We start from the raw sequence: 26,164 nt of genomic DNA on the forward strand, positions 1-26,164 counted from the left end.
AAGCGCCGGCTCAGTCGTTGCCGCGCAGGATCGCGAGGATGCGCAGGATCTCGATGTAGAGCCACACGAGGGTCGCGGCGAGGCCGAAGGCGCAGCGCCAGGCGTACTTCCGGGCGACGCCCGCGTTGGCGGCGCGCTGGACGTCCTCGAAGTCCATGACGAGCGAGTAGGAGGCCATGCACACGGCGAGGCCGCCGATGACGAGGCCGAGCACGCCGTCGCGGAGGCTCTGCCCGGTGAAGAGCAGGTAGCCGATGTTCACGAGACCGAAGAGCAGGTACGCGATCATCGCGACCGCGAAGATCTTCGTGAGCGTGGGCGAGGTGCGCAGGATGCCCGCGCGGAAGAGGAGCAGCACGGTGACCGCGACGGCGAGGGTGCCGACCACGGCCTGCAGCGCGATGCCGGGGTAGTAGTACTCCATGGTCCCGGAGATGCCGCCCAGCAGGAGGCCCTCCGCCACGGCGTAGAGCAGCACGAGGATCGCGGAGGGCTCGCGCTTGAAGGCGTTGACGAGGCCGAGCACGAGGCCGCCGATCGCGCCGATCGCGGTCGCGACGCCGGTGATCGCGAGGCCCGCCTGCGCACCGGCGGAGCCGCCGGTCGCGCTCAGGAGCGCCGGGGTGATCGCGACGACGAAGCCGATGACGACGATGACGCCGAGGGTCGCGGTGATCGCGTTCAGGGCGTCCCGCATGGTCATCCGGCCGGTGTCGTGGCCGGTCGCGGAGGGACGGGCGTAGATCGCCTCGAGGTCCTCCTGCTGCCCGCCGCCGAACTGCGGGGCCTGGGAGGCCTGCGGGCCGAAGCCGGAGGACCACTGGGTGCGGGAGTCGGGCTGGGCGTAGGCGCTCTGCTGCGAGGACTGGCCGAACTGCGGCGCGGAGGACGCGTTCCGCACGGCCTTGTCCTGGCCGAGGATGATGTTGTGGCGTGCCATGGGCGAGGGCTCCTCAGATGGACGTCGTGGCGGGCCGGTGCCGGTCGCGAGGTGCCGTTCTCCAGCGTCCCGACAATGCCGACGCGCCCACTCTATCGGGCATTCCCGCACCGTGGCTGGGTGCGGGCTCCGCCCGGAGCGAACCCCCGAGGGGTCTCAGGCGTCGACGGCGACCGCGGGGATCGAGCCGGTCACGGGCAGCTCGTTCTCGCGGAGGGTCCGGAGGGTGCGGCGGGCGCGCACCCGGAGCGCGACGAGCGTCCCGGAGACCATGACGAAGCCGAGCACGGAGAGCACGATCGAGACGACCATCGGCGCCTGGTAGCCGAAGCCCGCCGCGATGACCGCACCGCCGAGCGCGGCGCCGAGGGCGTTGGCGACGTTGAACGCGGCGTGGTTCAGGGAGGCGCCGAGCACCTCGGAGCGGCGCGCCACGCGGATCAGCCAGGTCTGCATGGCGGGGTTCAGCACGGAGTTCGTGAGGTTCACGAGGAAGAAGCCCACGATCAGCGCGGTGAGCGAGGTGTGCGCGACGAGGAACAGGCCCACGAGCGAGGCGATGTAGAGCGGGAAGCCGATGAGCAGCGTCTTCTCGAGGGAGCGGTCCGTGCCGGCACCGCCCACGAGGTTGCCGATGGTCATGCCGAGGCCCGCGGCGACGAGCACCCACGGCACGGCGGCCGCGGGGGCGCCGGTGACGCGCGTGGTGATGTCCGCGATGTAGCTGAAGACGGCGAAGGCGCCCGCGAAGCCGATCGCGGCGATGCCGATGATGATCCAGAGCTGGAGGCGGCGCAGGGCGGCGAGCTCGTCGACCATGCGTCGGCCCTCGACCCTGGCCTCGCGCGGGACGGTGCGCAGGAGCGCGACGACGGTGAGCACGAAGACGAGGGTCAGCAGCAGGTACACCGCGCGCCAGCCGAGGGCCTGTCCGACGGCGGTGAGCACGGGGACGCCCGCGAGGTTCGCGACGGTGAGGCCGGAGAGCGCGAAGGCGACGCCCTTGCCCTGGTTGCCGGGGCCCATGAGGGAGGCGGCGAGCAGGGAGGCGACGCCGAAGTAGGCGCCGTGCGGGATGCCGGCGAGGAAGCGCGCGGCGACGGTGAGCTCGAAGGTCGGCATGATGCCGGAGAGCAGGGTGCCCACGGCGAGGGCTCCCGCCATGGCGACGATCATCGAGGTGCGGCTCCAGCGCACGGAGAGCAGGGCCAGCACGGGGGCGCCGACGACGACGCCGAGGGCGTAGGCGGAGATGGCGACGCCGGCGTGGGCGATGCCGCGCTCGGGGTCGGTGGCCATGAGGCCCGGGAGGAGGGAGTCCGCGATCCCGGGCAGCAGGCCCATGGAGACGAACTCGGAGCCGCCGATCCCGAAGCCGCCGAGGGCGATCGCGAGGAGCGCGAGGCGGCGGCGGGCGGGGGTGAGGGCGGCGTGGACGCCGGTCCTGGTGCTGGGCTCGGCGGATCGGGTGACGGCGGTGCCGGTCTGGTCGTCGATGGTGGTCATGAGGCGTTCGACCTTTGCGGGGAGTACGTGCAGGGACGGGCTCCATCGACCCGGCACCAGAATAAGCAAACGCTGTTGCGATACGTCAAGGGGTCGGGGCCGAACTCCCGGGCGGACCTGACCCAGATCACGTCCCGTGCGACGATGGCGCGATGGGATCCCCGGGCGCTCTCGACCGCGTGGCGGGCGCGCACGATGCCGCCGTGCTCGCCGTCGCACGCCGCGGCGAGCCCGTCTCCCGCGCCGAGCTCGCCGCCGCGCTGCAGGTCACGCCCCAGGCCATCTCCAAGATCCTGGGCCGCCTCATGGGCCGCGGCCTGGTCGCGGAGGCCGGCACCGTGATCGCCGGCCCCGGCAAGCCCACGACCCTGTACCGCATGGAGCCCGGCTCCCGCCGCGCGATCGGACTGCACCTGACCCGCTCCCGCCTGCACGGCGTCGTCGCCGACCTCTCCGGCGAGATCATCGCCCGCCGCGAGCTCGAGATCGGCCGGCTGCAGCCCGTCCCCGAGCTCGTCGCGACCCTCGCCGCCCAGGCGCGCGAGCTCGCCGGGCACGGCGACGGGGAGCTCGTCGGCGTGGGCCTCGGCATGCCCGGCCCGGTCGACGCGGCCGACGGCGTCTACCGCGGCACCTCCTGGCCCGATCCCTGGCGCGGCGCCCCGCTGCGGGCGCTGCTCGCCGCGGAGCTCGACCTCCCCGTGCTCCTGGACCACGACTCGCGCGCCGCCCTCGTGGGCGAGACCTGGTCCCAGCCCGGACTGCTGCGCGACGCCGCCCTGCTGCTCGTCGAGGACGGCCTCGGCGCGGCGCTCTGCCTCGACGGGCGGATCGTGCGCGGCGCCCACTCCCACGCCGGCGAGGTGGGCCACACGGTCGTGCGCCTCGACGGCGAGCCGTGCACCTGCGGTCGCCGCGGCTGCGCGCAGGCCGAGCACCAGGCCGCCCTCGCCGCGGGCGACGACGCGCTCGCCGCCCGGATCATCGCGAGCATCGTGCTGGATCTCGTGCGGCTCGTGGACGTGGACCGGATCGTGCTCGGCGGCCGCACCGTCCACGCGCATCACGGCCGCACGATGGACGCGATCCGCGAGGTGCTCGAGGCGGGGCTGCACGGGGAGCCCTGGCAGCACGTGGAGGTCATGCTCTCCACGCGGGGCACCGACCTCATCGCGGTGGGCGCCGCGTGCGAGGTGCTCGAGCACGAGTACGGGATCCCGCAGGCGCTCGTCGGCGCCGGCTGATCCGCGCGCCGTCGCGACGCGGGGCGCTCAGGCGCGGGCGCCGAAGATCGCCGAGCCGACGCGGACGATCGTCGCGCCCTCCTCGACGGCGATCTCGAGGTCCCCGCTCATCCCCATGGACAGCTCCGGCAGCGCCGGGGCGCCGGGGCGGGCGGCGAGGGCGTCCCGCAGCTCCCGCAGCGACCGCAGCGAGGCCCGCACCTGCGACTCCTCGCTCGTGTTCGCGCCGATCGTCATGAGCCCCACGGGGTGCAGCCAGTCGCTCGACCCGAGCCGGTCCACGACCGGGGCGAGCGCCTCGAGGCTCGGCGCGTACCCACCCTTGGACTCCTCGCCGGAGGTGTTGACCTGCACGAGCACGTCCCGCGAGGTGCCGGCGAGCTCGGCGCGGCGCTCGAGGGCGTCGACGATGTCGTCGCGGTCCGCGCTGTGGACGAGCTCCGCGAAGGCGATGACGTCCCGTGCCTTGTTCGTCTGCAGGCGGCCGATGAAGTGCCGCGGCACGCCGTTGCCCGCGAGCAGCGGGTCCGCGTGCTTCGCGATCTCCTGGGCGCGGTTCTCCCCCACGGCGAGGCGCCGGCCCCGCTCGCGGACGAGCGCGACCGCCTCGGCGACCTCCGCCGGGGTGCGGGTCTTCGTCGCGAGCAGCAGGGTGATCGCCGACGCGTCCCGCCCGCTGCGCTCCGCGGCGGCGTCGATCCGCCCGAGCACCGCGTCGAGGCGCTCGGCGAGAGAGGGGGCAGGCGGGGAGGTGCTCATGGCTCCGTCCGGGACGAGGTGCAGGACCGCACCAGGGTACGAGGTGCCCCCAGCGGGGTTCGAACCCGCACTGCGCCGCTTTTAAGGCGGCTGCCTCTGCCGGTTGGGCTATGGGGGCGAGGCTCCAGCCTATGCTGGGGTGATCATGACCGCTGCGATCCGGTCCCTCGCGGACTCCCTGCGAAGGTTCGGCGACGACCGCCTCGAGGCCCTGCTCGTCGCCCGGCCGGACCTCGCCTCGCCGGTGCCCCACGGGATCGGCCCGCTCGCCGCCCGCGCCGCAGGGCCCACCTCCGCCCGCCGCGCGCTCCAGGCGCTCACGCTCCCCGAGCTTCACCTCGTCGAGGCGCTCGCCGTGCTCGAGGACGGGGCCTCCCCCGGCGCGCTCGCGGCCGCCGTCTCCGCCGAGCCGGCCGCCGTCGGCCCCGCCCTCGAGCGCCTCACGACCCTCGCCCTGCTGTGGGGCGAGGACGCCCTGCACCTCGTGCGCCCGCTGCGCGAGGGGCTGCGCTCCCCCGCCGGCCTCGCCCCCGCCGATCCGTCGGACCCGGATGCCGAGCAGGCGCAGGCGCTGCTGGACCGTGCCCGGGCCGACGGCGTGCCCGCGCCGGTGCTCGACGCGCTCGCCTGGGGCCCGGCCGAGGTCACCGGGGACGGCGCGCTCGCCCGCACCCTCGAGGCCTCCGGCTTCCTGCGCCGCGAGGAATCCGGGCTCGTCATCCCGCGGCCGGTGCATCTCGCCCTGCGGGGCGGCCGGGTGCGCCGCGCCTTCTCCCCGCAGCGACCGGCGCCGGAGGGTCCCGAGGTCACCGAGCGGATCCCCGGCAGCCGGGCCGCGCAGGCCGTCGAGCGGGCCTTCGAGGCGCTGCGGCTGCTGGGCACCGTGCGCGGCTTCGACGAGGACCCGCCGGGGGTGCTGCGTCGCGGTGGGATCCCACAGCGGGACCTGCGCCGGCTCGCCGAGCGCGCGGGCACCACCGTGCTCGCGTATGCGACCGTGCTGCAGAGCGGCTGGCAGGCGGGACTGCTGGGCCACGACGGCCAGGAGTGGCAGGCGACCCGGGACTGGGACGCCTTCCGCGAGCTGGGCGCCGAGCAGCGCTGGGCGGAGCTCGTGCTCGCCTGGGCGCACGGCCGTCACCTCGCGACGATCGTCGGCACCCCCGATCCCTCCGGGGCGACCCGCTCCCTGCTCTCCGACCTCACGCGCCGCGACGGCGCCCGCACGCGTCGCGGGAGCGCCCTGCGCGCCCTGCGGGCCGCCCCCGGGGTCGCCGCGACCGCCGAGTCCCTCGCCGCGAACCTCGCCTGGGCGTTCCCGCTGGTCCCCGCCACGGTCCTCCAGGAGGAGGCGGAGGCGGTGCTCGCCGAGGGCGAGGTGCTCGGCGTGATCGACGACGGCGCGCTCACCGTGCTCGGCGACGCCCTCGCGCTCGCCCTCGACGACGACGTCACCGCGGCCGACGCCCGCCTCGCCGCCGCCCTCCACGAGGCATCCCCTCCCCCGGTCGACGAGATCCTGCTCGACGCGGACCTCACCGCCGTCATCCCCGGCCGGCCGTCGGAGCGCGTGCTGCCGCTGCTGGACTGGGCGACGCCCGTCTCCCGCGGCGGCGCGCTCACGCTCCGCTTCGAGGCGGCCTCGCTGCGCCGCGCCCTCGCCGCGGGCCGGGACCCCGAGGACCTTCTCGCCCTGCTGACGGCGACCTCCCGGACCCCGGTGCCGCAGGCGCTCGAGTACCTCGTGCGGGACGAGCAGCGTCGCCACGGGCGGGTGTGCGTCTCGCGCGCCTCGACCGTGCTCACCGCTCCCGCGGAGGTGCTGGACCTGCTGCAGGCCGCCCCGGAGGCGGCGGCCCTGACCCTCCACCGGATCGCGCCGACGGTCGCCGTGACGCTCTCCGACGCGGGCTTCGCCCTGCAGGTCGCCCGGAAGGCGGGCCTATCCCCCGCGGCCGTCGGCCCCGACGGCCGCACCGGCGGGCCCGAGCTCACGCACGCGCTGACCGGCGGCGGCGTGGACACGGACCTCGTCACCGTGGGCGGCCCCGAGCTGCGACTCGCCCCTGCGGAGGCCGTGGCCCGGCTGCGTGCGGCCGAGGACGGCGAGGGCGACCTCTCCGTCACGGACCGGCTGCTCGAGGCGATCGCGCAGGGCACGGAGCTGGACCTCGGCATCGTCGACGGCCGCGGCGGGGTCGTGGTGCGCCGGGCGCTGCCGGTCTCCCTCGACGGCGGGCGGCTGCGCGCGCGGGAGCCGGGCAAGCCCGAGGAGTTCACCGTGCTCGTGCACCGGGTGACGCTCGGCTGAGCCGCCCATCGCCGGTGACCGTCCGGTAGTCGAAAAAGCCACGTCCCCCCTGGCCAGCGACACGCCATGGGGACTCCTCCCCATGGCGCTCCCGGGGGTTTCCCAGGTTACGATCCTCCCTGCAGGTCGACGACGCAGCCGTGTCGCGACCGTCCCCGAGTGCAGCAGCGCCCCGGGGCTGATCACGAGGAAGAGGGGACTCCCCATGACTGCTCCCGGGATGGGACTCGACAGCGAGCGCATCAAGAAGAACGCGCTCATCGCCATGATCGTCGGCTTCGTCTGCGGCGGCGTGCTGCCCGGCGTGCTGGGCCTGCTCGGTTACCTGAAGGCCGACCAGGAGCCGGCGACCGCGAAGAAGTTCACCAAGTGGGCCTGGATCGTCTTCGCCATCTGCTGGGTCCTGGCGATCATCCTCATCATCATCTACGTCGTGGTGATCGTCGCCGCCGTCAACAGCGGCGACTACACGACCTACTGAGCACCACCGCCCCGGGCACAGCGGCCCGGACGCACGGAAGGCCCGGACCTCACGGTCCGGGCCTTCCGTCGTCAGCAGGGCCTCAGCCCTGCGTCAGGTTCAGTCCTGCTTGGACTCGCGACGATCCTCGGACCACTCCACGTGGAAGGTGCCCTCGGTGTCGACGCGCTGGTAGGTGTGCGCGCCGAAGTAGTCGCGCTGCGCCTGGACCAGGGCGGCCGGGAGGCGCTCCGCGCGGACCGCATCGTAGTAGGACAGGGTCGAGGAGAACACCGGGACCGGGAAGCCGGAGGCGGCGGCGTAGGCCACCACGCGGCGCCAGGCCGGGACGCACTTGGCGATCTCGGCGGTGAAGTACTCGTCCGCGAGCAGGAGCGCGAGCTCCGGGTTGCGGTCGTACGCCTCGGTGATGCGGTTGAGGAACTTCGCGCGGATGATGCAGCCGCCGCGCCAGATCTTCGCCATGTCGCCCAGGTTGATGTCCCAGCCGAACTCCTTGGCGCCGGCCGCGATCTCGTCGAAGCCCTGCGAGTAGGAGACCAGCTTCGCGGCGTAGAGCGCCTTCTGGAGGTCGTCGACGAACTGCGCCTCGTCGGCGATCTCGAGCTGCTGGGTCTCCGCCGGGAGGACCGCACGGGCGGCCTCGCGCTGCGCGGTGCCGCCGGAGGTGGAGCGCGCGAAGGTGGCCTCGGCGATGCCGGTGACCGGCACGCCCAGGGAGAGCGCGGTCTGCACGGTCCAGGCGCCGGTGCCCTTCTGGGCGGCCTGGTCGAGGATGACGTCCACGAACGGCTTGCCGGAGGTGGCGTCCTGGTGGTGGAGCACCTCGGCGGTGATCTCGATGAGGAAGGACTCGAGGTCGCCCTTGTTCCACTCGGCGAAGACGTCACCGATCTCGGAGGCGCCCTTGCCGAGCGCCTTGGACATGAGGTCGTAGGCCTCGGAGATGACCTGCATGTCGGCGTACTCGATGCCGTTGTGGACCATCTTCACGAAGTGGCCCGCGCCGTCCGCGCCCACGTGGGTGCAGCAGGGGGCGCCGTCGACGTGCGCCGAGATCTTCTCGAACATCGGGCCGAGGCGGTCGTAGGACTCCTTGGTGCCGCCGGGCATGATCGAGGGGCCGTTGAGGGCGCCCTCCTCGCCGCCGGAGACGCCGGAGCCCACGAAGTGCAGGCCCTTCTCGCGCAGGGCGGACTCGCGACGGATCGTGTCGGTGTACAGGGCGTTGCCCGCGTCCACGATGATGTCGCCCTCGTCCATGAGCTCGGCGAGCTCGTCGATGACGGCGTCCGTCGGGCCGCCGGCCTTGACCATGATGATCGCGACGCGCGGCTTCTGCAGGGAGGCGACGAACTCGGCGGCGGACTCCGAGGGGTAGAACTCGCCCTCGGTGCCGTAGGAGTCGATGACCTTCTCGGTCTTGCCGACGGAGCGGTTGTGGATCGCGACCTTGAAACCGTTGCGGGCGAAGTTGCGGGCCAGGTTGGAGCCCATCACCGCCATTCCGGTGACACCGATGTCGGCGACATCGGCGGGGGACGGAGCGAAGCTTGCCATGGGATCTCCTCGGATCGGTGGGTGTGAACCGGGGAGGGTCGCCGCGTCCGCGGTGCGTCGCGCGCCCCGCCCCGGGGCATCGCAGACCATTCTAGGGACCTCGGCGGTCCGGTGTCGGAGCGTGCCACCGCTTGCGCCGTGCGCGGGGCCGTCACCTAGGCTCTTCCTGCGCCGACGGCGTGGGGAACCGGCCGCGGCCGGGGGTCCGCCGGTGTCGCCGCTCACAATCCGACGCCCTCCGAGGGGAGACCCACCATGTCCACCGCCCCGCCGCCTCCCGGCGCGCCGCAGCAGCAGCCCGTCCCGCAGGCTCCAGGGCCCCGCCCCGGGACGGATCTCGGCGCGGACCTCGGCGCCGCCCTCGCCTTCGCGGGCCGCTCCCTGCTGCGCAACCCCGCCGCGTTCCTCGTCGCGGGCGCCGTCTACGGGGTGCTGACCCTGATCGTGGTGGGCGCCTCGATCGCCGGGCTCGCCGTCTACATGGTCAACGCGATGCCCTCGGATCCGTACGCGGAGCCCGAGCTCGGGATGTTCGTCGCCGCCTACGCGATCATGTTCGGGATCCTGCTGCTGCTCGTGCCGATCATGCTGCTGTGGGAGTCCGGCACCGGCCGCGCCGGCGAGCTGATCCTCGAGGGCGGCCGGCCGAGCATCGGCCAGGCCCTCGTGGGCCCGGGCCGGATCATGCTCACCGCGCTGCTCATGGGTGTGATCGTCACGATCGGCACGTTCCTGTTCTACCTGCCGGGCCTCGTCGCCTCGATCGCCTTCTTCTACGCGATCCCGGCCGCCGCCCGCGGGGCCTCCCCCGTCGAGGCGCTCAAGCAGAGCGTCCGGCTGGTCCGCGCGAACATCGGCACCACGATCGTCGCGTGGCTCGTGCTCTCCGTGATCGGCTCCGTCGCCGGGTCGCTGATCATCACGGTCATCGCGCTCGTCCCCTTCACGATCCTCTTCCAGCTGGGGATGTTCGAGCGCCTCAGCGGCCGGGAGCTCCCGGACCTGCGCAGCGCCTGACACCGCACCGCGGCCGATCCCGTCGGCCGACCCCGTGGCGTCCCGAGAGGGGCGCCACGCTCGGGGGCCGTCGGCCTCCTGCCCGGCGTAGCCTGGCGGGATGACCGACGGCCCCCTCATCGTCCAGAGCGACAAGTCCCTGCTGCTCGAGGTCGCCCACGAGCGCGCGGCCGCGGCGCGTGCGGCGATCGCCCCGTTCGCGGAGCTCGAGCGCGCCCCGGAGCACGTGCACACCTACCGGATCACCGACCTGGGCCTGTGGAACGCGCGCGCCGCCGGGTACGACGCCGAGTCCGTCGTCGCCGCGCTCGTGGACCACTCCCGCTACCCGGTGCCGCATGCGCTGCTGCTCGACGTCGCGGACACCATGGACCGCTACGGCCGGCTCCGCCTCGAGGCCGATCCGCATCACGGCCTCGTGCTGCGCACCACGGACCGCCCCGTGCTCGAGGAGGTGCTGCGCTCCAAGCGGGTGCAGGGCATGGTCGGCGCCCGGATCGACGAGGACACCTCCGCCGTGCACCCCTCCGAGCGGGGCGCGCTCAAGCAGGCGCTGCTGAAGCTCGGCTGGCCCGCGGAGGACCACGCCGGCTACGTCGACGGCGAGGCGCACCCGATCGCCCTCGCGGAGGACGGCTGGTCGCTGCGCCCGTACCAGCAGGAGGCCGTGGACGGCTTCCGCCACGGCGGCAGCGGCGTGGTCGTGCTGCCCTGCGGCGCGGGCAAGACGATCGTGGGCGCGGGGGCGATGGCCGCGATGGGCCGCACCACCCTGATCCTCGTGACGAACACCGTCTCCGCCCGCCAGTGGCGCGACGAGCTGCTGCGCCGCACCTCCCTCACGGAGGAGGAGATCGGCGAGTACTCCGGCGCGAGCAAGGAGATCCGTCCCGTCACGATCGCCACCTACCAGGTGCTCACAATGAAGCGGAAGGGCGTGCACCCGCACCTCGAGCTCATGAGCGCCCGCGACTGGGGCCTGATCCTGTACGACGAGGTGCACCTGCTCCCCGCGCCCGTGTTCCGGATGACCGCGGACCTCCAGGCGCGGCGCCGGCTGGGGCTCACCGCGACCCTCGTGCGGGAGGACGGCCGCGAGGGCGAGGTGTTCTCGCTGATCGGCCCCAAGCGCTACGACGCCCCGTGGAAGGACATCGAGGCGCAGGGCTACATCGCCCCCGCGGACTGCACCGAGGTGCGGGTCGCGATGCCCGCGGAGGACCGCATGGCCTACGCGATGGCGGAGCCCGAGGACCGTCCCCGTCTGGGCGCCGCGCACCCCGCGAAGATCCCGGTGGTCGAGCGGCTGGCGGCCCGGCATCCCGGGGAGCCGCTGCTCGTGATCGGCCAGTACCTCGACCAGCTCGAGGAGATCGCCGCGCACCTGGGCTCGGAGCTCATCACGGGGCAGACGAGCGTGCGGCGGCGCCAGGAGCTGTTCGCCGCGTTCCGCAGCGGTGAGATCGACCGCCTGGTCGTCTCGAAGGTCGCGAACTTCTCCGTGGACCTCCCGGAGGCCTCGGTCGCGATCCAGGTGAGCGGTGCGTTCGGCTCGCGGCAGGAGGAGGCCCAGCGGCTGGGCCGGCTGCTGCGTCCCAAGGGCGACGGCCGCACGGCGCACTTCTACACCGTGGTCATGCGGGACACGCAGGACCAGGACTTCGCCGCGCACCGCCAGCGCTTCCTCGCCGAGCAGGGCTACGCCTACACGATCGTGGACGGCGAGGACCTCGCCGCCCCCGAGCGCGCGGCCGACGCCGGCTGACCCCGCCCCACCTGCCCGCCCGGGACCGGGGGCGGGGATACAGTGGCGCGAGATCGCACCCCTTCCCCGCACCCATCCCCAGGAGCGAGCCATGAGCACCGGACCCGAGAGCACCGACCGTCCCGTCGCGCGTGATCCCCAGCCGATCGACCCCACCCCGACCGCGGGCACCGAGCCCGCCTCCCGCCCCGCGGAGCCGGCGCCCGCGCCGCGCCGCCGCGCGGAGACCGACGAGCAGCCCCGCACCCCGGAGATCGAGGACGTGAAGGCCGGCGGCGGCAAGACCGCCGGCATCTGGATCGCACTGATCCTCGGCGCCGTGGTGCTCATCCTGCTGCTGATCTTCGTGATCCAGAACAACGTCAAGGCGACCTTCGAGTACTTCGGCGCGCAGTTCGATCTCCCGCTCGGCGTGGCGATGCTGCTCGCGGCGATCGCAGGCGCGCTGGTCATGGCGCTCGTGGGCTCCGTGCGGATCTTCCAGCTGAGCTGGACCATCCGCAAGCTCCGCAAGACCCAGGCCAAGATCCAGAACGCCGTCCGCTGATCCGTCCAGCGGACGTCCAACCGATTCCCAGGCTGAGGGAGGACGGTGGACGCCATGAACACCGCTGACCAGGAGTACGAGGCCCGACTGCTCGTCGTCGACGACGAGCCCAACATCCGCGACCTGCTCGCCACGTCGCTGCGCTTCGCGGGCTTCGAGGTGTTCACGGCGTCCACCGGCAACGAGGCGATCCGCGAGGCCACCGAGCACCAGCCGGATCTCGTGGTGCTCGACGTGATGCTCCCGGACATGGACGGCTTCACCGTCACCCGCCGCCTGCGCGACCGCGGCGAGGAGTACCCGATCCTCTTCCTCACCGCGCGCGACGAGACGCAGGACAAGGTCAACGGCCTCACCGTCGGCGGCGACGACTACGTCACCAAGCCCTTCAGCCTCGAGGAGGTCGTGGCCCGCATCCGGGCGGTGCTGCGCCGCACCCACGGCGCCGCGGAGGGCGCGGTCGAGAGCGCCCTCGTGGTGGGCGACCTGCGCCTGGACGAGGACTCCCACGAGGTCTACCGCGGCGACGTCGCGATCGACCTCTCCCCCACCGAGTTCAAGCTCCTGCGCTACCTCATGCTCAACGCCGGTCGCGTGGTCTCCAAGACCCAGATCCTCGACCACGTGTGGGACTACGACTGGTCCGGCGAGGTCGGCATCGTCGAGTCCTACATCTCCTACCTGCGCCGCAAGGTCGACGTGGTGGGCGACCCGATGATCCACACCAAGCGCGGCATCGGCTACGTGCTCCGCGCGGCCGAGTCCCGCTGACCCGCCCCTCGCAGCGACCGTGGCCCTCCCGACCCTCCGAGCGCAGCGACCCGTGTCCCTCTGGACGCGGATCGTCGCGCTCATCTCCCTGCTGCTCGTGGCGGGCACGGTCATCACGGGCAGCCTCTCGCTGTTCCTCCTGAACCGGACCCTGATCCAGTCGGTCGACTCGAACCTCCACTCCGGCATGGGCGAGATGCTCTCCCTCGCGCAGAAGGAGATCTCCGAGGACGATCCGTCCGCGCGCTCCGGGTACATCCCCGTCGAGTACGCGGTGGAGATCCGCAACGAGCAGGGCGAGTCGATCGTCCACGAGGTCTTCCTCTACAACGACGACGACGTCACGGTGACGTTCCCGCAGCTCACGGACCAGCAGATCCTGGACCGCGGCGGGAAGCCGTTCACCGTGCTGGACTCGGCGGAGAACCGCTGGCGGGTCGCGGCGATGGTCAACACGGGGCCCGACGGAGGCACCGTCTACGTGGCGCTGCCGCTCACGGGCGTGGACCGCACCATGCACGAGATGGCCCTGATCATCGTGCTCGTGGGCACCCTCGTGGTGCTCGCGGGCATGGGGATCGGCGGCTACATGGCGCACCGCTCCCTCGAGCCGCTGCAGGACGTCGAGGCGACCGCCTCCCAGATCGCGGGCGGCGACCTCTCGCGCCGTGTGCCCGTCACCGACACGAGCCTCGAGGTGCACGCCCTCGCGATCTCCCTGAACGAGATGCTCGTGCGCATCGAGCAGGCCTTCGCCGCGCAGTCGGACTCGGAGGAGCACGCGACGCGCAACGAGGCGAAGATGCGCCGCTTCGTGGGGGACGCCTCCCACGAGCTGCGCACCCCGCTCGCGGCGATCCGCGGCTTCGGCGAGCTGTACCGCATGGGCGCCCTGCGCTCGGACGAGGACGTCGCCCAGGCGATGCGTCGCATCGAGGACGAGGCCCGCCGCATGGGCTCCCTCGTGGAGAACCTGCTGCGCCTGGCCCGGCTCGACGAGAATCCGACGCTGGACCTCGCCCCCGTGGACCTCTCCGACGCGCTCTTCGACGCCGCCCAGGACCTCCGGGCGCTGGACCCGAGCCGCCAGGTCATGGTCGTGAACCTCGCGGGGGTGCCGCTGCCGGTCTCCCCGCACCAGAGCGTGGGCGTGCTCGGCGACGAGGCGTCCCTGCGCCAGGTGATCCTCAACCTCGTGGGCAACGCGAACCGGCACACGCCCAAGGGCTCCCCGGTGGAGATCGCGGCGGGGACCACGACCCGGGGCACCGTGCGGCTCGAGCTGCGGGACCACGGTGACGGCATCGAGGCGGAACAGCGGGAGAAGGTCTTCGAGCGCTTCTACCGCACCGACTCCTCGCGGGTGCGCATCGCCTCCCAGGGCGGCGGTGCGGGGCTCGGCCTCTCGATCGCGGCGACGATCGTGCAGCAGCACGGCGGCACGATCGGCGTCATGGAGACCGCCGGCGGCGGCGCGACCTTCTGGGTGGAGCTGCAGGCGGCGACCGTGGACGAGGAGCACCTCTCGACCCCGGATCAGGTTCGCCCGCTCACCGACTCCCCGTCCGCCGACTCCGAGGCCACCGGCCGCGAGTCCTGAGGCAGGCTCAGCACCTGCCCGGTGAAGCCCGGCGCGCCCCGGCCCCGGGTGTGCGCGTCGAGCAGGTCGAGCATCTCCTGCGCGGCCTGCCGGCCGGCGGCGTCGTGCGCCTCGACGCGGGGCGCGCCGCCCGGCGCCTCCTGCGAGAGCCGGAACGCGCCGGACGGTGCCTGACCTGCCGGGGGCAGCGGATCCGCGTGGCCGATCGGGCCGAGCACGAGGTCCGTCGGCGCCGCCTCGAGACCGAGGGCCGCGGCGTGCTCGGCGGTGCGCCGGGCTCGGGCGGCGGCCCGGTCCCGCAGCGGCACACGCAGTCCCGAGCGCAGGAGCGCCCGGGTGAGCTCCCCGGCGCTCACGAAGCGCACGCCCGCCGCCTCGAGGTCCCCGCGGGCGGACTCGGGCCAGTCGTAGTGGTCGAGGTCGAAGGCGCGCGGCGTGAGGCCGCAGCGTGCCGCCGCCGCGTGCAGCTCCTCGAGGGAGGCATCGGAGATCAGGTGCCCCCAGAGCATGCCGTGGCGGGGCCAGCGCGGGGTGTCGGCGAGGACGGTCATCGTGGGCCGACGCTACTCGCATCGGCGCTCCGACGGGCCCCGGCGGGCGCGGCGGATCCGGCGAGGCGGCGCAGCACCGCCTCGAGCGGACCGCGGCGACCGGTGCGGTGCCAGGCCGCGGCGGCCAGCAGGGTCACGAGCCACGTGAGTGCCATGATCGCGGAGGCGCCGGCGGAGCCGAGCCGTGCGCCCAGGTCGAGCATGTACGGCGGGAAGAGCAGGGAGGCGACGAGCGACTGGGCGACGTAGGCGCTGAGCGCCGTCGCCCCCAGCGCGGTGAGCGCGGTGAGCGCGCGGCTCCTCCAGCCTCTCCTCCGTCGATCCGCGAGAAGCGCGCACAGGGCCGCGGCGCCGACCGCCCCGGCGAGCCCGCTGACCTGGTGCAGCACCCCGAGCACGCCGAGCATCACCTCGTCGCCCAGCACCTCCTGCCGCGGGTCGAGGACGAGCACGGCGGTGAGCGGGACGGCGCCCAGGAGGCCCACGAGCAGCCCCCAGCGGGCGAGCGGCCGCAGCAGGTCCGCGTTCTCGCGGGGCAGCTCGATCAGCCGGAGCGAGGCGGCCGCCGCGCCGAGCGCCATCGGCGCGAGCAGCCCGATCTGCTCGACGGGGGCGAAGGCGAGGGAGCGCAGCGCCTCGTGCGCGCGCAGCGTGACGCCCTCGCCCCAGCTGCCGGCCGCGGCGGTCGCGTATCCGTCCCCGCCGCCGAGGGCGATGGTCGCGTCGACCCAGCCCCAGAGCCCGAGCGGGGCGAGGCAGACCATGGCCGCGAGCAGCAGGGCGAGGCGCCCCCGGGTCGCGAGCAGGGCGCAGGCGGTGCCGATCACCGCGTAGGAGACGAGGATGTCCCCGCTGAACAGCAGGACCGCGTGGAGCATGCCGATCGCGCCGAGCACCGTGAAGCGGCGCAGCATGCGCAGGGCGAAGCGGCCCGGCCGCTCCCCCGCCGCGAGGGACCGGCGGTGCATGATGCCGATCCCGTAGCCGAAGAGCAGCGCGAACAGGGGGAAGCCGCGGTTGTCCGCGAGCAGGGCGACGAGCACGTCCACGGCGCGGTCCCCGGCGGAGGCGTGGGTCTGCTTCAGCAGCACCGTCCAGCGGTCGCCGTGGAGCCAGCCGACGGTGTTGGCGAGGCCGATGCCCAGGAGCGCCGCGCCGCGGGCGAGGTCCGGCCCGGCCGCGCGCTGCGCGAGCGGGACCGAGCCGACGCTCACCGGGCGGCGGGGGTGCCCTGGTGGTGGCGCAGCAGCCAGCGGTCCCCCTCACGCAGCCAGAGCGAGCTGCGCAGCACCCGTGCGCCGTCGGCGCCGCGGGTCGTGAAGGTCAGCAGGACCACGCCGGGGGCGATCTCGTCGGCCACGAGGTCTTCCGCCTCGACGCCCGGGAGCGGGCTGATCTCCTCGAGGATCTCCTCGCGGGTCCAGCTGCGGCCGCTCGCGCCGATCTCCGAGAACCGGGGGTGCAGGAGGGCGGCGGCACTCGGCGGGTCGGCGCGCAGGCGATCGTCGAGCAGGGCGAGCTCGTGGGCGGTGACCTGCTCGAGGGCGGTGCCGAGGGTCGGGTCCGGTCCCGTGCCCTCGGGGGCGCCGCAGCGGGCAGGCGGGGCGGGGGCGTCGCCGGGTCCTGCCTCGTCGAAGAGGCTGAAGAGGTCGTCCACAGCGGGTGCAGCGGGCGCTGCGAGGGCGGTCGCGGAGCCGACGGGAGCCGCCGTCGGCCCTCCGCCCGCACCCCGGTAGCCGGGGCCGACCTCCGGATCCTGCTTCTTGGAGTAGGCGGTCGCGGCGGCGTTGGCGCGGCGGTCCGCCGCCTCGTTCATCGCATGGCCGGCGTGGCCCTTGACCCACTCGAACTCGACGCTGCGGCCCACGAGGGCGCGGTCGATCGCCTGCAGCAGCTCGACGTTCATGACGGGCTTGCCGTCCTTCTTGCGCCAGCCCTTGCGCTTCCAGCCCGGCATCCACTTCGTCACGGAGTTGATGACGTACTGGCTGTCGCACAGCACGTGCAGGTGCTGATCGGCGTCCACCGCCGTCGCCTCGAGGAGGTCCAGGACGGCCTTGAGCTCGCCCATGTTGTTCGTGCCGTGGGGCCAGCCGCCCGCGCGCCACGTACCCTCGTCGATGTACCAGGCCCAGCCCGCGGGACCGGGGTTGCCGAGGGCGGAGCCGTCGGCCGCAGCGGTGATCGTCATGGCCGCCATCGTTCCACAGCCAGGAGGGACACCCGCCGTGAGCACACTGTCGTCGCTGTGGCATTCCCCGCGCCGCCGCCTGCTCGGCAGCGCCCTGATCGGCGCCGTCGCCGCGGTGCCGGCGGGACTGCTCGCCGGTCCGGCGTTCGCCGCGATGACCGGTGTGACGGTGGCGGAGGTCGCGTTCCTCGTGTCCTCGCTCGCGGCGGTCCTGCCGATGGACGCCGAGAGGACTCGTGCGAACGCCCGCCGCGAGGACCTGCAGCCGGTCGCCGACGAGGCGCTCGTCGCGGCGCTGTGCGTGCTCGCCGTCATCACGATGGTGACCCTGCACCTCGGGGCGGGCGGCGCGGCGGTGAGCACGATCGGCTCGGTGATCACGCTCGTGGGGGTGTTCGGCGCCTGGGCCTGCATCCAGCAGACCTACGCCCTGCACTACGCCTACCGGTACTACCTCGAGGAGTCGGGCATCGACTTCCATCAGGACGACGACCAGGAAGGTGCCGACGCCCCGACCTTCGGCGACTTCCTGTACTTCAGCTACGCGATCGGCATGACCTACGGCGTCACCGACAACGACGTCTCCGACCGTGCGATCCGCATGATCGTGTGGCGCCACGCGGTGATCTCCTTCGCCTTCGGCACGATCCTGCTGGCCGCTGCGGTGAACCTCGTGGCGGGCTTCTTCAGCCCGGCGGGCTGAGCGCTCCCCGGCTCAGGCGGTGCGGGCCCAGACCCGCGAGCGCCACCGCAGCACGGCGAGGGCGCCGCCGAGCACGACCACCGCCCCGACCGCGGTCCCGATCGGGACCGCGAAGACCCCGGCTCCGAGCAGTCCCGCCACCACCCCCGGGATGCCCATGACGACCATCGCGGCGACGTAGAAGCAGGCGTAGGAGATGCTCGCGCGGGCCCAGAGCACCGTCGAGGAGTGGCGCAGCGCGTCCCGGCCCACCCAGATGTGGGACCACAGCACGGCCCCCGCCCACATGACCGCATCCGGTCCGAGGGGCCTGGTGACGATCGCGTCGTCGTACGGCGCATGGTGCGCGTGCAGGAGGATCACGATCGCCGCGAGCGCCAGCAGGAGGAGCTGCAGGGCGAGGACCAGCCTGGTGCGGGCGCGCACGTGGGCGGCCCGGCCGATCCCGAGGCTCCCGCGCAGGGCGGCCTCGCGCAGCGGCTCCCGCGCCCCGAAGGCGACCGGGACGCCCACCGCCATGAGGATCGGCACGACCCCCACGAATGCGATGCCACCGAGGGCGAGCAGCAGCACCACGAGGGCGAGCGCGCCGCCGAACCACAGGACGGGACGCTGGAGGACGAGGTCGAGCCGGAGGGCGCGGAGGGACGGGGACTCGTGACGCGCGGTGCGCGGTGCGGTCGTGGTCATCGGACGGCTCCGGTGGTGGTGCGCGCGGCGAGGGTGAGCCGGACCAGTTCCCCGAGGTCCGGGGTGCGCAGGGCGGTCCTCGACGGCAGTCCCACGGCGTCCTCGCTGCGCATCAGCAGCTCCGCGGCGCCGCTCGCCCCGAGCGGCCTGGTCCCCGGCGGTGCCTCGGAGGCCATGGGGGAGGTCGCGACGACGTGCCCCTCGAGCAGCTCGTCCACGGCGCCCTCGAGCACGGTCCGTCCCGCATGGAGCACCATCAGGTGGTCGGCGAAGCGGTCCATCCCCTCGAGATCGTGGGTCGACAGGACGATCGAACGCGAGGGGTCCTCGGCGAGGAGGTCGCGGAGCAGGTCGATCAGCGTCGCCCGGGCGAGCGGGTCGAGCCGGGCGAGCGGCTCGTCGAGGAGCAGCAGCCGGGGGCCTGTCGCGAGAGCGTGGGCGAGGGAGAAGATCGTGGCCCGGCCCGCGGAGAGCGAGCGGATCATGGCCTTGGGGCGGATCCCGTTGCTGCCCAGCATCTCGAGGAAGGCCTGCTCGTCGAAGTCGTCGCCGAGTCGGCGATGCAGGGCGACGACGTCCCTGGCGTGCCACTCCCCGGGGAGGAGGGGCTCGTCGGGGACCAGTGCGACGCCGGGAGGGGCGGGCAGCTCGGCCGGCCCGACCGTGCTGCCCAGCACCTCGATCGTGCCGGCGACGGGGCGCACGGCGCCGACGAGCGCACGCAGCAGCGTGGTCTTCCCTGCCCCGTTGGAGCCGACGAGCGCGGTGATCATGCCCCCGGGGGCGTGGAGGTCGGCGTCCTCGAGGGCGCGGGTGGGGTCGTGGAACCTGTTGCGGGGATGCGGGAGGTCCACGGCGAGGTGCTCGACACGGACGGCGGGGGTGGGGGTCATCGCTCCTCCTCGAGGGCCCGCGCGAGACGGTCCCGGAGCTCGGGTGAGGGGATCCCGGCGGTGCGGGCGGTGCGGGCGGCGTCGGCGAAGGCGGCGTCGATGCGCTCGAGCGCGCGCTCGCGGAGCTCGTCCTCGGCCTGGGCGCGCACGAAGACGCCCTTGCCGCGCACGGCGTCGGCGAGGCCGTCGGCCACCAGCTCGTTGTAGGCGCGGGTCGTGGTGATGACGCTGACCCGGAGGTCGCGCGCGAGCACCCGGATCGAGGGCAGCGCCTCCCCCGGGGTGAGGTCACCGCGCAGGATCGCCTCGGCCAGGCGGGCACGGATCTGCTCGAAGAGGGGCTCGGGCGCAGAGGGGTCGAGCTGGATATGCATGCCCCTCACCCCGCCCCCGCTAACCGCCCACACTGTTCATAGACACTATGAACAGTGAGGGCGGTTCCGTCAAGCGGCACCGTGCGGCACGGGCCGGACCTCAGCCGACAGGGCGCTCGTAGGTCGCGTAGACGTGGGCGCGGTGGAAGCCGACGGCGTCGTACAGCCGGGTCGCGCCGGTGAGGGACTCGGCGTCCACCTCGAGCTGCGCGCCCGTGAAACCGGCCTCCGCGCCGGAGGCGAGGGTGCGGGCGAGGACGGCGCGGGCGAGTCCTCTCCCGCGGGCCTCGGGCCGGGTGCCGACGAGGGCGACGTGCAGCACGCCAGGACGGTCCTCGGAGGTGATCGCGTAGGCGAGGACGGTGCCGTCGGCGTCCACGGCGATCGTGCTGTGCTGCGGGCGCGCGGTGTGCGAGGTGATCCACAGCTGCCAGGTCTCGGCGTCGATCGGCGTGGAGCCCCAGTGGTCGGCGAAGGCGGCGACGTGGGCGAGGCGAACGGCCTCGCTGCGCTCCGCGGACGGGGCCACGAGCTCCACGCCCTCCGGGGCGGGGACCTCGAGGACGACGCCGGGGAGCTCGCGCTCCATCTCGAGCCAGGAGCGCGCCCGACGGTAGCCGCGCCGCTCGAGCACGGGGCGGACGTCGGGCCCGCCGGTGCCCGCCTCGCCGTCGGAGCGGGGGTCCCGGCCACCACCGGCGCGCAGCACGGCCGGGACGCCCGGGTGGCGATCGGCGGCGATCGCGGCACCGCGGGTCTCGATCCGCTCGAGGATCCCGGTGCCGTGACCGAGGCGCCGGTGGGAAGGGTGCACACCGCCGCTCAGCTGGACGCGGGCGCGGCCGTCGCGGTCGGGTGCGGCGGAGACGGTGACCAGCCCGAAGCCGATCAGCTCCTCGCCCGCGCGCACGGCGACCGTGTCGTGCTCGAGGTCGAGCCGCGGCATGCGGAGCCACTCGTGGATGCTCGGCTCCTCGACCGGTTCGCCGAGCTCGTCGTGGCGGTCGATCTCGTTGAGCAGGGCGGTCAGCGCGGGCACGTCCGCGGCGCTCAGGGCGGACCAGGTCACGGGGGCATCGGCGACGTTCACCGGCTCAGTCTAGGGAGCCCTTCGCCGGCTTCCTGTCGACGCTCACATGACTGCGGGAGTCCGCGGTGAAGGCGGAGCGGTCCCGGTCCGCCCAGCGCGACTCCCGCTGAAGCCGGGCGAGCGGCGCGTCGGCGTTGCGGAAGCAGACCACCTGCTGCTCCCGGGTGAGCAGGTTCGTGATGGTGGTGAAGACGAGGGAGACGAGGGAGAGTCCCGCCCCCGGGCTCAGCCCTCCTGCTCGTACGCGGCGGCCTTCTCCTGCACGGCGCGGAGCCGGGCGAGGTCGAGCTTGCGGCCGCGCTCGAAGTCGACGATGCCGTTCTTCTCCTGGAAGACGTCCGTCATCTGCGTGTAGCAGTAGGCGAACATGCGCGGGTCCTCGAGCAGCACACGGGTGAGGCCCTCGAAGCGCTCGTAGAGCTCCTCCTCGGAGGCGATGCGCTGGCCGTAGCCCCAGGACTCGGCGGCATTGTTCCCCGCGCGCTCCGCCTCCGCGGCCCGGCGGGCCTCCTCCTCGTTCCACCAGATGCCGCCGTACTCGGAGACGAAGTAGGGCTGGCCGGCGTAGGGCAGGGAGAAGCCGCCGTCGGCGAAGGGGTAGTCGTCCGGGCCCAGGTCGCGGCGGTTCGCGAAGGGCTTGCCCTCGGCGAGTCCCGCCTGCTCGACGCGGAAGCGCTCCGGGTCCTGCTCGTAGGAATGGGAGTCGTAGACGTCCGCCCCGCGCACGCGGTGGGAGTAGCCGGAGGCGTCGAGCACGGGGCGGGTGGGGTCGGCGAGCTTGGTCGCGTCGTACATCGCCTGGGTGACGTCGTCGAGCTGGGTGAGACGGTCGTGGAGCAGCTGGTGTGTCTCGTTCAGCGGGCACCAGCCGATGATCGAGGGGTGGTTGCGGTCGCGGGAGACGGCCTCGACCCACTGCCCGATGAAGGAGGCTGTGGGCTGCTGGTTGTCGCCGTCGGGACCGCGGCCGGAGACGCCCCAGTCGCCGAACTCGCCCCAGGTGAGGTAGCCGTGGAGGTCCGCCCAGAAGTGCATGCGCTCCTCGAAGACCTTCTGGTGCAGGCGGGCGCCGTTGAACCCGGCCTCGAGGGCGAGGCGGATGTCGGTCGTGAAGGCGGCGTCCTCCGGGGTGGTCATGAAGGTCTCCTCCCAGTAGCCCTGGTCGAGGACCAGGCGCTGGAAGACCTTCTCGCCGTTGATGCGGTACTCGTGGCCGCTCAGCGTGGTGGAGCGCAGGCCCGCGTAGGAGGAGACCTCGTCGATCACGGCGCCGTCGGCCCCGCGCAGCGTGAGGGTCAGCGCGTACAGCTCGGGCGCTCCCGGGCCCCAGACGCGAACGGCGTCCTCGGGGATCGTGAGCTCGAGGTGGGGCGCGAGGTCGAGGTCCGCGCGGACGCGCGTGCGGGCGACCTCGCCGCCGCCGGGCTCGCTCGCGACGACCTCGATGCTCGTGCCGGGGACGGCGCGGTTCAGGGGCACGTCGAGCGCGAAGGAGTGCGAGGCGAGTGACGGGGTGATGCGCACGGTGCGGATCTCGTGCGCGGGGACACCCTCGAGCCAGACCGTCTGCCAGATCCCGGTGGTGCGGTGGTAGTTGGCGTGCGTGGGGCGGAACCAGGTGGACTGCTTGCCGCGGGCCTGGGCGGCGTCGTGCGGGTCGCGCGCGCGGATCACGAGGGTGACCTCGGCGCCGGGGCCCACGCCGGGGACGGTCGAGAGGTCGACACCGAAGGAGGTGAAACCGCCGCGGTGGCGGGCGACCTCCTGGCCGTTCGCCCAGATCGTCGCGTCGTGGTCGACGGCGCCGAGGTGGAGGACGGGGCGCAGCCCCTCCCAGGTGGCGGGGACGGTGATCGTGCGGCGGTACCAGACGGCCTCGAGGAAGTCCCGCTCGCCGATCCCGGAGGCGGCGGTCTCCGGGGCGAAGGGGACGGTGATGGTGCGCTCGAGCTCGCGCTCGATCAGGCCGCGCTCGCGGCCGGTGTCGCCGCGGTCGATCTCGAACTGCCAGGTGCCGTTGAGGTTCAGCCAAGCGGCCCGGTGGAACTGGGGGCTCGGGTGCTCGGGGCGCGGGACGTCGGCCGCCTCGGAGAGCGGGGCGTCGAGCGCGGAGGCGAGGGCGTCCGCCCGGGCGAAGAGAGCGGCCAGCTGCTCGGGCAGGGCGGGGGTGGTGGTCACGAGGACTCCTGGGATCGGCGGCGATCGGGGGCGTGCGGGTGATGCCGGGCCCATTCCATCGCATCCGCCACAGCATTGCAACGTGGGAATACCGGCGTGGACTGGGGCCGACGGCGGCGCCGCCGTCCAGGGCGCCCGCTCAGGCGCCGGCGCTGCTCGAGCCGCGCACCACGAGCCGGTGCGCCACGATCCGCTCAGCACCCGCGCCGTCCTCCGCGAGGGCCGCGTCGAGCGCCGCGTCGACGAGGGCGTCGAGGTCCGGGGCGATGGTCGTCAGCCCCGGCCGTGACCAGGCGGATTCCGCGATGTCGTCCCAGCCCACGACGGCCACGTTCTCCGGCACGCGAAGCCCGCGCTCCTGCAGCGCATGCAGCGCGCCGAGCGCGAGCAGGTCGTTGCCGCCGATCACGGCGTCGAAGCGCAGGCCCTCCTCGAGCGCGGCGAGCAGCGCATCCCGCCCCGCCTCGCGGGTCCAGCCCGGGGCCTCCCGCTGCAGCTGCTGATCGGGGTCGAGGTCCGCGAAGCGCACCGCCGCCCGGAAGCCCGCCAGACGGTCCGTCGCCGTCGAGCGCACCGCGGACTCGGCGCCGAGGAAGAGCAGCCGCGAGCGGCCCTCGGCGACGAGATGACGGACGACGTCGGCCGCGGAGGCGGCGTTGTCGATCACCACGTGGGTGACCTCGCGGGAGGCGGGCAGCAGCTCCCCCAGTAGCACGAGGCGCGGCCCGCCCTCGCGGTGCGGGAGCACCGAGGGGTCCAGCGCCGAGGGCGAGATGACGACGGCGTCCACGGGCCGGCGCACGAGGCCTCGCACGTGGGCGAGCTCCGTCTCCGGGCTGTGCAGGGACACCTCGACGCTCACCGTCCAGCCACGCTCACGGGCGGCGGACTGCATGCGCTCGGCGAGGCGGGCGAAGTACGGGTTCTGCAGCTCCGGCACGACGAGGGAGAGCGTGCGGGTGGGGCCGCCGCGCAGGTCACGACCCAGGGCGTTGGGCACGTAGCCCAGCTCGTCGATCGCCGCGAGCACCCGGTCACGGGTCTCCGCCCGCACCACCGGACGCTCGTTGACCACGTTCGAGACGGTCTTCCAGGACACCCCGGCGCGCTGCGCCACGTCCTTGATGCTCACCCTGCGCGCCACGTCGGCCTCCTCGTTCGTGCTGCCGGAATCATCCCATGAGCAGTGGGCCGCACGGATATGTCACAAGCGGGGGCCGCTCCGGTGACCTGGGGCGTCGCAGGGCCTAGAGTCGACGGAGCGTGCCGTCCTCCCGCCGCGGCACAGGTCCCACCCGCACGCGGTGGTGACAGCGCCGGCCGGAGGCCGCGTCCCGGAGATCCCTTCCCTGACGCGCCGGGCCGCTGCGCGCCGGGCGGAACGAACCTCCAGAACGGATACCCGTTGACCTCCCCCGACTTCGCCCAGCTCGGCGTCCCCGCCGACCTCGTCGCCGCCCTCGCCCCGCAGGGCATCACGACCCCCACCCCCATCCAGTCCTCCACGCTGCCGGACTCCCTCGCCGGCCGTGACCTGCTGGGCCGTGGCCGCACCGGCTCCGGCAAGACCTACGCCTTCCTGCTGCCGCTCGTCGCGCGGCTGCTCGCCGACCCGCGTCGCCGCGCCGCGCGCCGCCCCCGCTCCCTGATCCTCGCTCCCACCCGCGAGCTGGCCTCCCAGATCGCCGAGTCGCTGCGACCGCTCGAGAAGGCCGTGGGCCTCCGCAGCACCGTCGTCTTCGGCGGCGTGGGCCAGAACCCGCAGGTGCAGGCGCTCGCCGGCGGCGTCGACGTGCTCATCGCCTGCCCGGGCCGCCTCCTGGACCTCATGGGCCAGGGTCACGCGGACCTCGGCGGCGTCGAGATCACCGTCATCGACGAGGCCGACCACATGGCCGACATGGGCTTCCTGCCGATGGTGCGCCGCATCCTCGCCGCGACCCCGAAGAAGGGCCAGCGGATGCTGTTCTCCGCGACCCTCGACTCCGGCGTCAACAAGCTCGTCAAGGAGTTCCTGCACGAGCCCGTCACCCACTCCGCGGATCCGGCGACGAGCCCCGTGGGCACCATGGAGCACCACGTGCTCGAGGTGGGCGCGGACGACCGCTTCGACGTGCTGCGCGACCTCGCCGCCGCCCCCGGCCGCACCATCATGTTCACCCGCACCAAGTACGGGGCGAAGAACATGGCCCGCAAGCTGCGCGCCCAGGGCGTGGGCGCCGTGGAGCTCCACGGCAACCTCTCCCAGGGCGCCCGCACGCGCAACCTCGAGGCCTTCAGCGACGGCACCGCCTCGACGCTCGTGTGCACCGACATCGCCGCACGCGGCATCCACGTGGACGAGGTGGGCCTCGTGGTCCACGCCGATCCGCCGGTCGAGCACAAGGCGTACCTGCACCGCTCGGGCCGCACGGCCCGCGCCGGCGAGAGCGGCACCGTCATCACGGTGCAGACGCCGGACCAGAAGAAGGACGTCCACGACCTCATGCGGAAGGCGAACATCCGCCCGACGCACCACCAGGGCGTCCGCGTGACCAGCGACGTGCTGCGCGACCTCGCCCCGGGCGAGCGCATCATCTCCGACTCCCCCGTCGAGGCGCCCTCCGGCGAGCAGCCCCAGCAGGCCTCCTCCGGCGGCGGTCAGGGCGGTCGCGGCGGCCGTGGTCAGGGCGGTCGCGGTCAGGGCGGCGGTCGCGGTCGCGGCGGTCGCGGCCAGGGCGGCGATCGTGAGCAGGGTGGTCGCGGCCAGGGCGGCCGCGGTCAGGGCGGCCGTGGTCAGGGCGGTCGCGGCGACGGCGAGCAGGGCGGTCGCTCCGGCGGTCGCGGACGCTCCGGCGGCCAGGGCCGTTCCGGCGGCCAGGGACGCTCGGGCGGTCGCCAGGGCGGCTCCTCCGGCGTCTACTCGACCTCGAGCGGTGAGCGCCCGAGCGGCGGCCTCGCGGCCTTCTCCTCCGGTCGCGGTCGCTGACCCGACCTCGCACGAACAACGGCCC

Annotated in this window: 23 protein-coding genes and 1 tRNA gene; 10 read left to right on the plus strand and 14 right to left on the minus strand. The window is 73.8% G+C overall.

Features of this window, described 5'->3' with window-relative positions:
* Positions 1-10: 10 nt before the first annotated feature.
* Together ACYVAP_RS12230 and ACYVAP_RS12235 are read right to left on the minus strand one after the other, a co-directional pair.
* Positions 11-940 carry a Bax inhibitor-1/YccA family protein gene (locus ACYVAP_RS12230; protein WP_498860831.1) on the minus strand — a complete coding sequence of 310 codons (930 nt, stop codon included), beginning with the start codon at positions 938-940 and terminating at the stop codon, positions 11-13.
* 156 nt (positions 941-1,096) lie between these two features.
* The gene (locus ACYVAP_RS12235) at positions 1,097-2,446 is read right to left on the minus strand and encodes an MFS transporter (RefSeq protein ID WP_498860832.1); all 1,350 of its coding nucleotides are present in this window, start codon (positions 2,444-2,446) and stop codon (positions 1,097-1,099) included.
* Between the two features lie 152 nt (positions 2,447-2,598).
* Here ACYVAP_RS12235 and ACYVAP_RS12240 point away from each other — a divergent pair, with 152 nt between their 5' ends.
* On the plus strand, positions 2,599-3,690 hold the full coding sequence (locus ACYVAP_RS12240; protein ID WP_137771466.1) for an ROK family transcriptional regulator: 1,092 nt from the start codon (positions 2,599-2,601) through the stop codon (positions 3,688-3,690).
* Between the two features lie 27 nt (positions 3,691-3,717).
* Here the strand turns inward: ACYVAP_RS12240 and ACYVAP_RS12245 are convergent, their stop codons facing one another.
* Together ACYVAP_RS12245 and ACYVAP_RS12250 are read right to left on the minus strand one after the other, a co-directional pair.
* The gene (locus ACYVAP_RS12245; protein WP_137771467.1) at positions 3,718-4,449 is read right to left on the minus strand and encodes a YggS family pyridoxal phosphate-dependent enzyme; all 732 of its coding nucleotides are present in this window, start codon (positions 4,447-4,449) and stop codon (positions 3,718-3,720) included.
* A gap of 44 nt (positions 4,450-4,493) precedes the next feature.
* Positions 4,494-4,567, minus strand: a tRNA-Leu gene (locus ACYVAP_RS12250).
* Between the two features lie 27 nt (positions 4,568-4,594).
* On the opposite strand from ACYVAP_RS12250, the gene ACYVAP_RS12255 reads away from it, so the two are divergent.
* Together ACYVAP_RS12255 and ACYVAP_RS12260 are read left to right on the plus strand one after the other, a co-directional pair.
* Positions 4,595-6,760, plus strand: a complete 2,166-nt coding sequence (locus ACYVAP_RS12255) for a helicase-associated domain-containing protein (protein ID WP_498860833.1) — start codon at positions 4,595-4,597, stop codon at positions 6,758-6,760.
* 205 nt (positions 6,761-6,965) lie between these two features.
* The gene (locus ACYVAP_RS12260) at positions 6,966-7,241 is read left to right on the plus strand and encodes a Glia associated membrane protein glam-1 family protein (protein WP_103385003.1); all 276 of its coding nucleotides are present in this window, start codon (positions 6,966-6,968) and stop codon (positions 7,239-7,241) included.
* Between the two features lie 99 nt (positions 7,242-7,340).
* Here ACYVAP_RS12260 and gnd read toward each other — a convergent pair whose 3' ends face one another.
* A complete protein-coding gene (gene gnd / locus ACYVAP_RS12265; protein ID WP_137771469.1) occupies positions 7,341-8,801 on the minus strand; it encodes an NADP-dependent phosphogluconate dehydrogenase in 1,461 nt (486 codons plus the stop codon).
* 255 nt (positions 8,802-9,056) lie between these two features.
* On the opposite strand from gnd, the gene ACYVAP_RS12270 reads away from it, so the two are divergent.
* The 5 genes from ACYVAP_RS12270 to ACYVAP_RS12290 all read left to right on the plus strand — a co-directional run bounded on the left by ACYVAP_RS12270 (position 9,057) and on the right by ACYVAP_RS12290 (position 14,501).
* Positions 9,057-9,818 carry a DUF7847 domain-containing protein gene (locus tag ACYVAP_RS12270; protein WP_498860834.1) on the plus strand — a complete coding sequence of 254 codons (762 nt, stop codon included), beginning with the start codon at positions 9,057-9,059 and terminating at the stop codon, positions 9,816-9,818.
* A gap of 100 nt (positions 9,819-9,918) precedes the next feature.
* Entirely contained in the window at positions 9,919-11,583 is a 1,665-nt protein-coding gene (locus ACYVAP_RS12275; RefSeq protein ID WP_259360629.1) for a DNA repair helicase XPB, read from the plus strand.
* Between the two features lie 91 nt (positions 11,584-11,674).
* Positions 11,675-12,130: a LapA family protein gene (locus ACYVAP_RS12280; protein ID WP_498860835.1), complete on the plus strand. Its 456-nt coding sequence runs from the start codon at positions 11,675-11,677 to the stop codon at positions 12,128-12,130.
* A gap of 54 nt (positions 12,131-12,184) precedes the next feature.
* Positions 12,185-12,901, plus strand: a complete 717-nt coding sequence (locus ACYVAP_RS12285; RefSeq protein ID WP_137771473.1) for a response regulator transcription factor — start codon at positions 12,185-12,187, stop codon at positions 12,899-12,901.
* Positions 12,902-12,953: 52 nt separating this feature from the next.
* Positions 12,954-14,501: a sensor histidine kinase gene (locus ACYVAP_RS12290; RefSeq protein WP_498860836.1), complete on the plus strand. Its 1,548-nt coding sequence runs from the start codon at positions 12,954-12,956 to the stop codon at positions 14,499-14,501.
* Here ACYVAP_RS12290 and ACYVAP_RS12295 read toward each other — a convergent pair.
* From ACYVAP_RS12295 to ACYVAP_RS12305, 3 genes are read right to left on the minus strand one after another with little or no spacing between them, the layout of a single operon-like run.
* Complete coding sequence (locus tag ACYVAP_RS12295; RefSeq protein WP_498860837.1) at positions 14,438-15,052, minus strand: DUF4031 domain-containing protein; 615 nt, start codon at positions 15,050-15,052, stop codon at positions 14,438-14,440. The two genes, ACYVAP_RS12290 and ACYVAP_RS12295, sit on opposite strands and share 64 nt — an antisense overlap.
* Positions 15,049-16,266, minus strand: a complete 1,218-nt coding sequence (locus ACYVAP_RS12300; RefSeq protein ID WP_498860838.1) for a DUF418 domain-containing protein — start codon at positions 16,264-16,266, stop codon at positions 15,049-15,051. Before ACYVAP_RS12300 ends, ACYVAP_RS12295 begins: the two co-directional genes overlap by 4 nt.
* A complete protein-coding gene (locus tag ACYVAP_RS12305) occupies positions 16,263-17,243 on the minus strand; it encodes an RNase H family protein (protein ID WP_498860839.1) in 981 nt (326 codons plus the stop codon). The genes ACYVAP_RS12300 and ACYVAP_RS12305 overlap by 4 nt, the downstream gene beginning before the upstream one ends.
* Positions 17,244-17,280: 37 nt before the next feature.
* Here ACYVAP_RS12305 and ACYVAP_RS12310 point away from each other — a divergent pair, with 37 nt between their 5' ends.
* Positions 17,281-17,946, plus strand: a complete 666-nt coding sequence (locus ACYVAP_RS12310) for a DUF1345 domain-containing protein (RefSeq protein WP_498860840.1) — start codon at positions 17,281-17,283, stop codon at positions 17,944-17,946.
* Positions 17,947-17,958: 12 nt separating this feature from the next.
* On the opposite strand, the gene ACYVAP_RS12315 is transcribed toward ACYVAP_RS12310, so the two are convergent.
* The 6 genes from ACYVAP_RS12315 to ACYVAP_RS12340 form a co-directional block, all read right to left on the minus strand.
* Entirely contained in the window at positions 17,959-18,636 is a 678-nt protein-coding gene (locus ACYVAP_RS12315) for a hypothetical protein (RefSeq protein WP_498860841.1), read from the minus strand.
* Positions 18,633-19,529, minus strand: coding sequence for an ATP-binding cassette domain-containing protein (locus tag ACYVAP_RS12320; RefSeq protein WP_498860842.1), 897 nt, complete (start codon positions 19,527-19,529; stop codon positions 18,633-18,635). The genes ACYVAP_RS12315 and ACYVAP_RS12320 overlap by 4 nt, the downstream gene beginning before the upstream one ends.
* Positions 19,526-19,903, minus strand: a complete 378-nt coding sequence (locus tag ACYVAP_RS12325) for a GntR family transcriptional regulator (protein WP_498860843.1) — start codon at positions 19,901-19,903, stop codon at positions 19,526-19,528. Before ACYVAP_RS12325 ends, ACYVAP_RS12320 begins: the two co-directional genes overlap by 4 nt.
* A gap of 100 nt (positions 19,904-20,003) precedes the next feature.
* Complete coding sequence (locus ACYVAP_RS12330; protein WP_498860844.1) at positions 20,004-20,993, minus strand: GNAT family N-acetyltransferase; 990 nt, start codon at positions 20,991-20,993, stop codon at positions 20,004-20,006.
* A gap of 225 nt (positions 20,994-21,218) precedes the next feature.
* Positions 21,219-23,171, minus strand: coding sequence for a glycoside hydrolase family 2 protein (locus ACYVAP_RS12335; protein ID WP_498860845.1), 1,953 nt, complete (start codon positions 23,169-23,171; stop codon positions 21,219-21,221).
* Between the two features lie 139 nt (positions 23,172-23,310).
* Positions 23,311-24,315 (minus strand): LacI family DNA-binding transcriptional regulator, encoded by a 1,005-nt coding sequence (locus ACYVAP_RS12340; protein WP_498860846.1) that lies wholly within the window; start codon positions 24,313-24,315, stop codon positions 23,311-23,313.
* Positions 24,316-24,576: 261 nt separating this feature from the next.
* On the opposite strand from ACYVAP_RS12340, the gene ACYVAP_RS12345 reads away from it, so the two are divergent.
* A complete protein-coding gene (locus ACYVAP_RS12345; RefSeq protein WP_498860847.1) occupies positions 24,577-26,139 on the plus strand; it encodes a DEAD/DEAH box helicase in 1,563 nt (520 codons plus the stop codon).
* Positions 26,140-26,164: the final 25 nt, after the last annotated feature.

The organism is Brachybacterium horti (genome assembly GCF_054777615.1).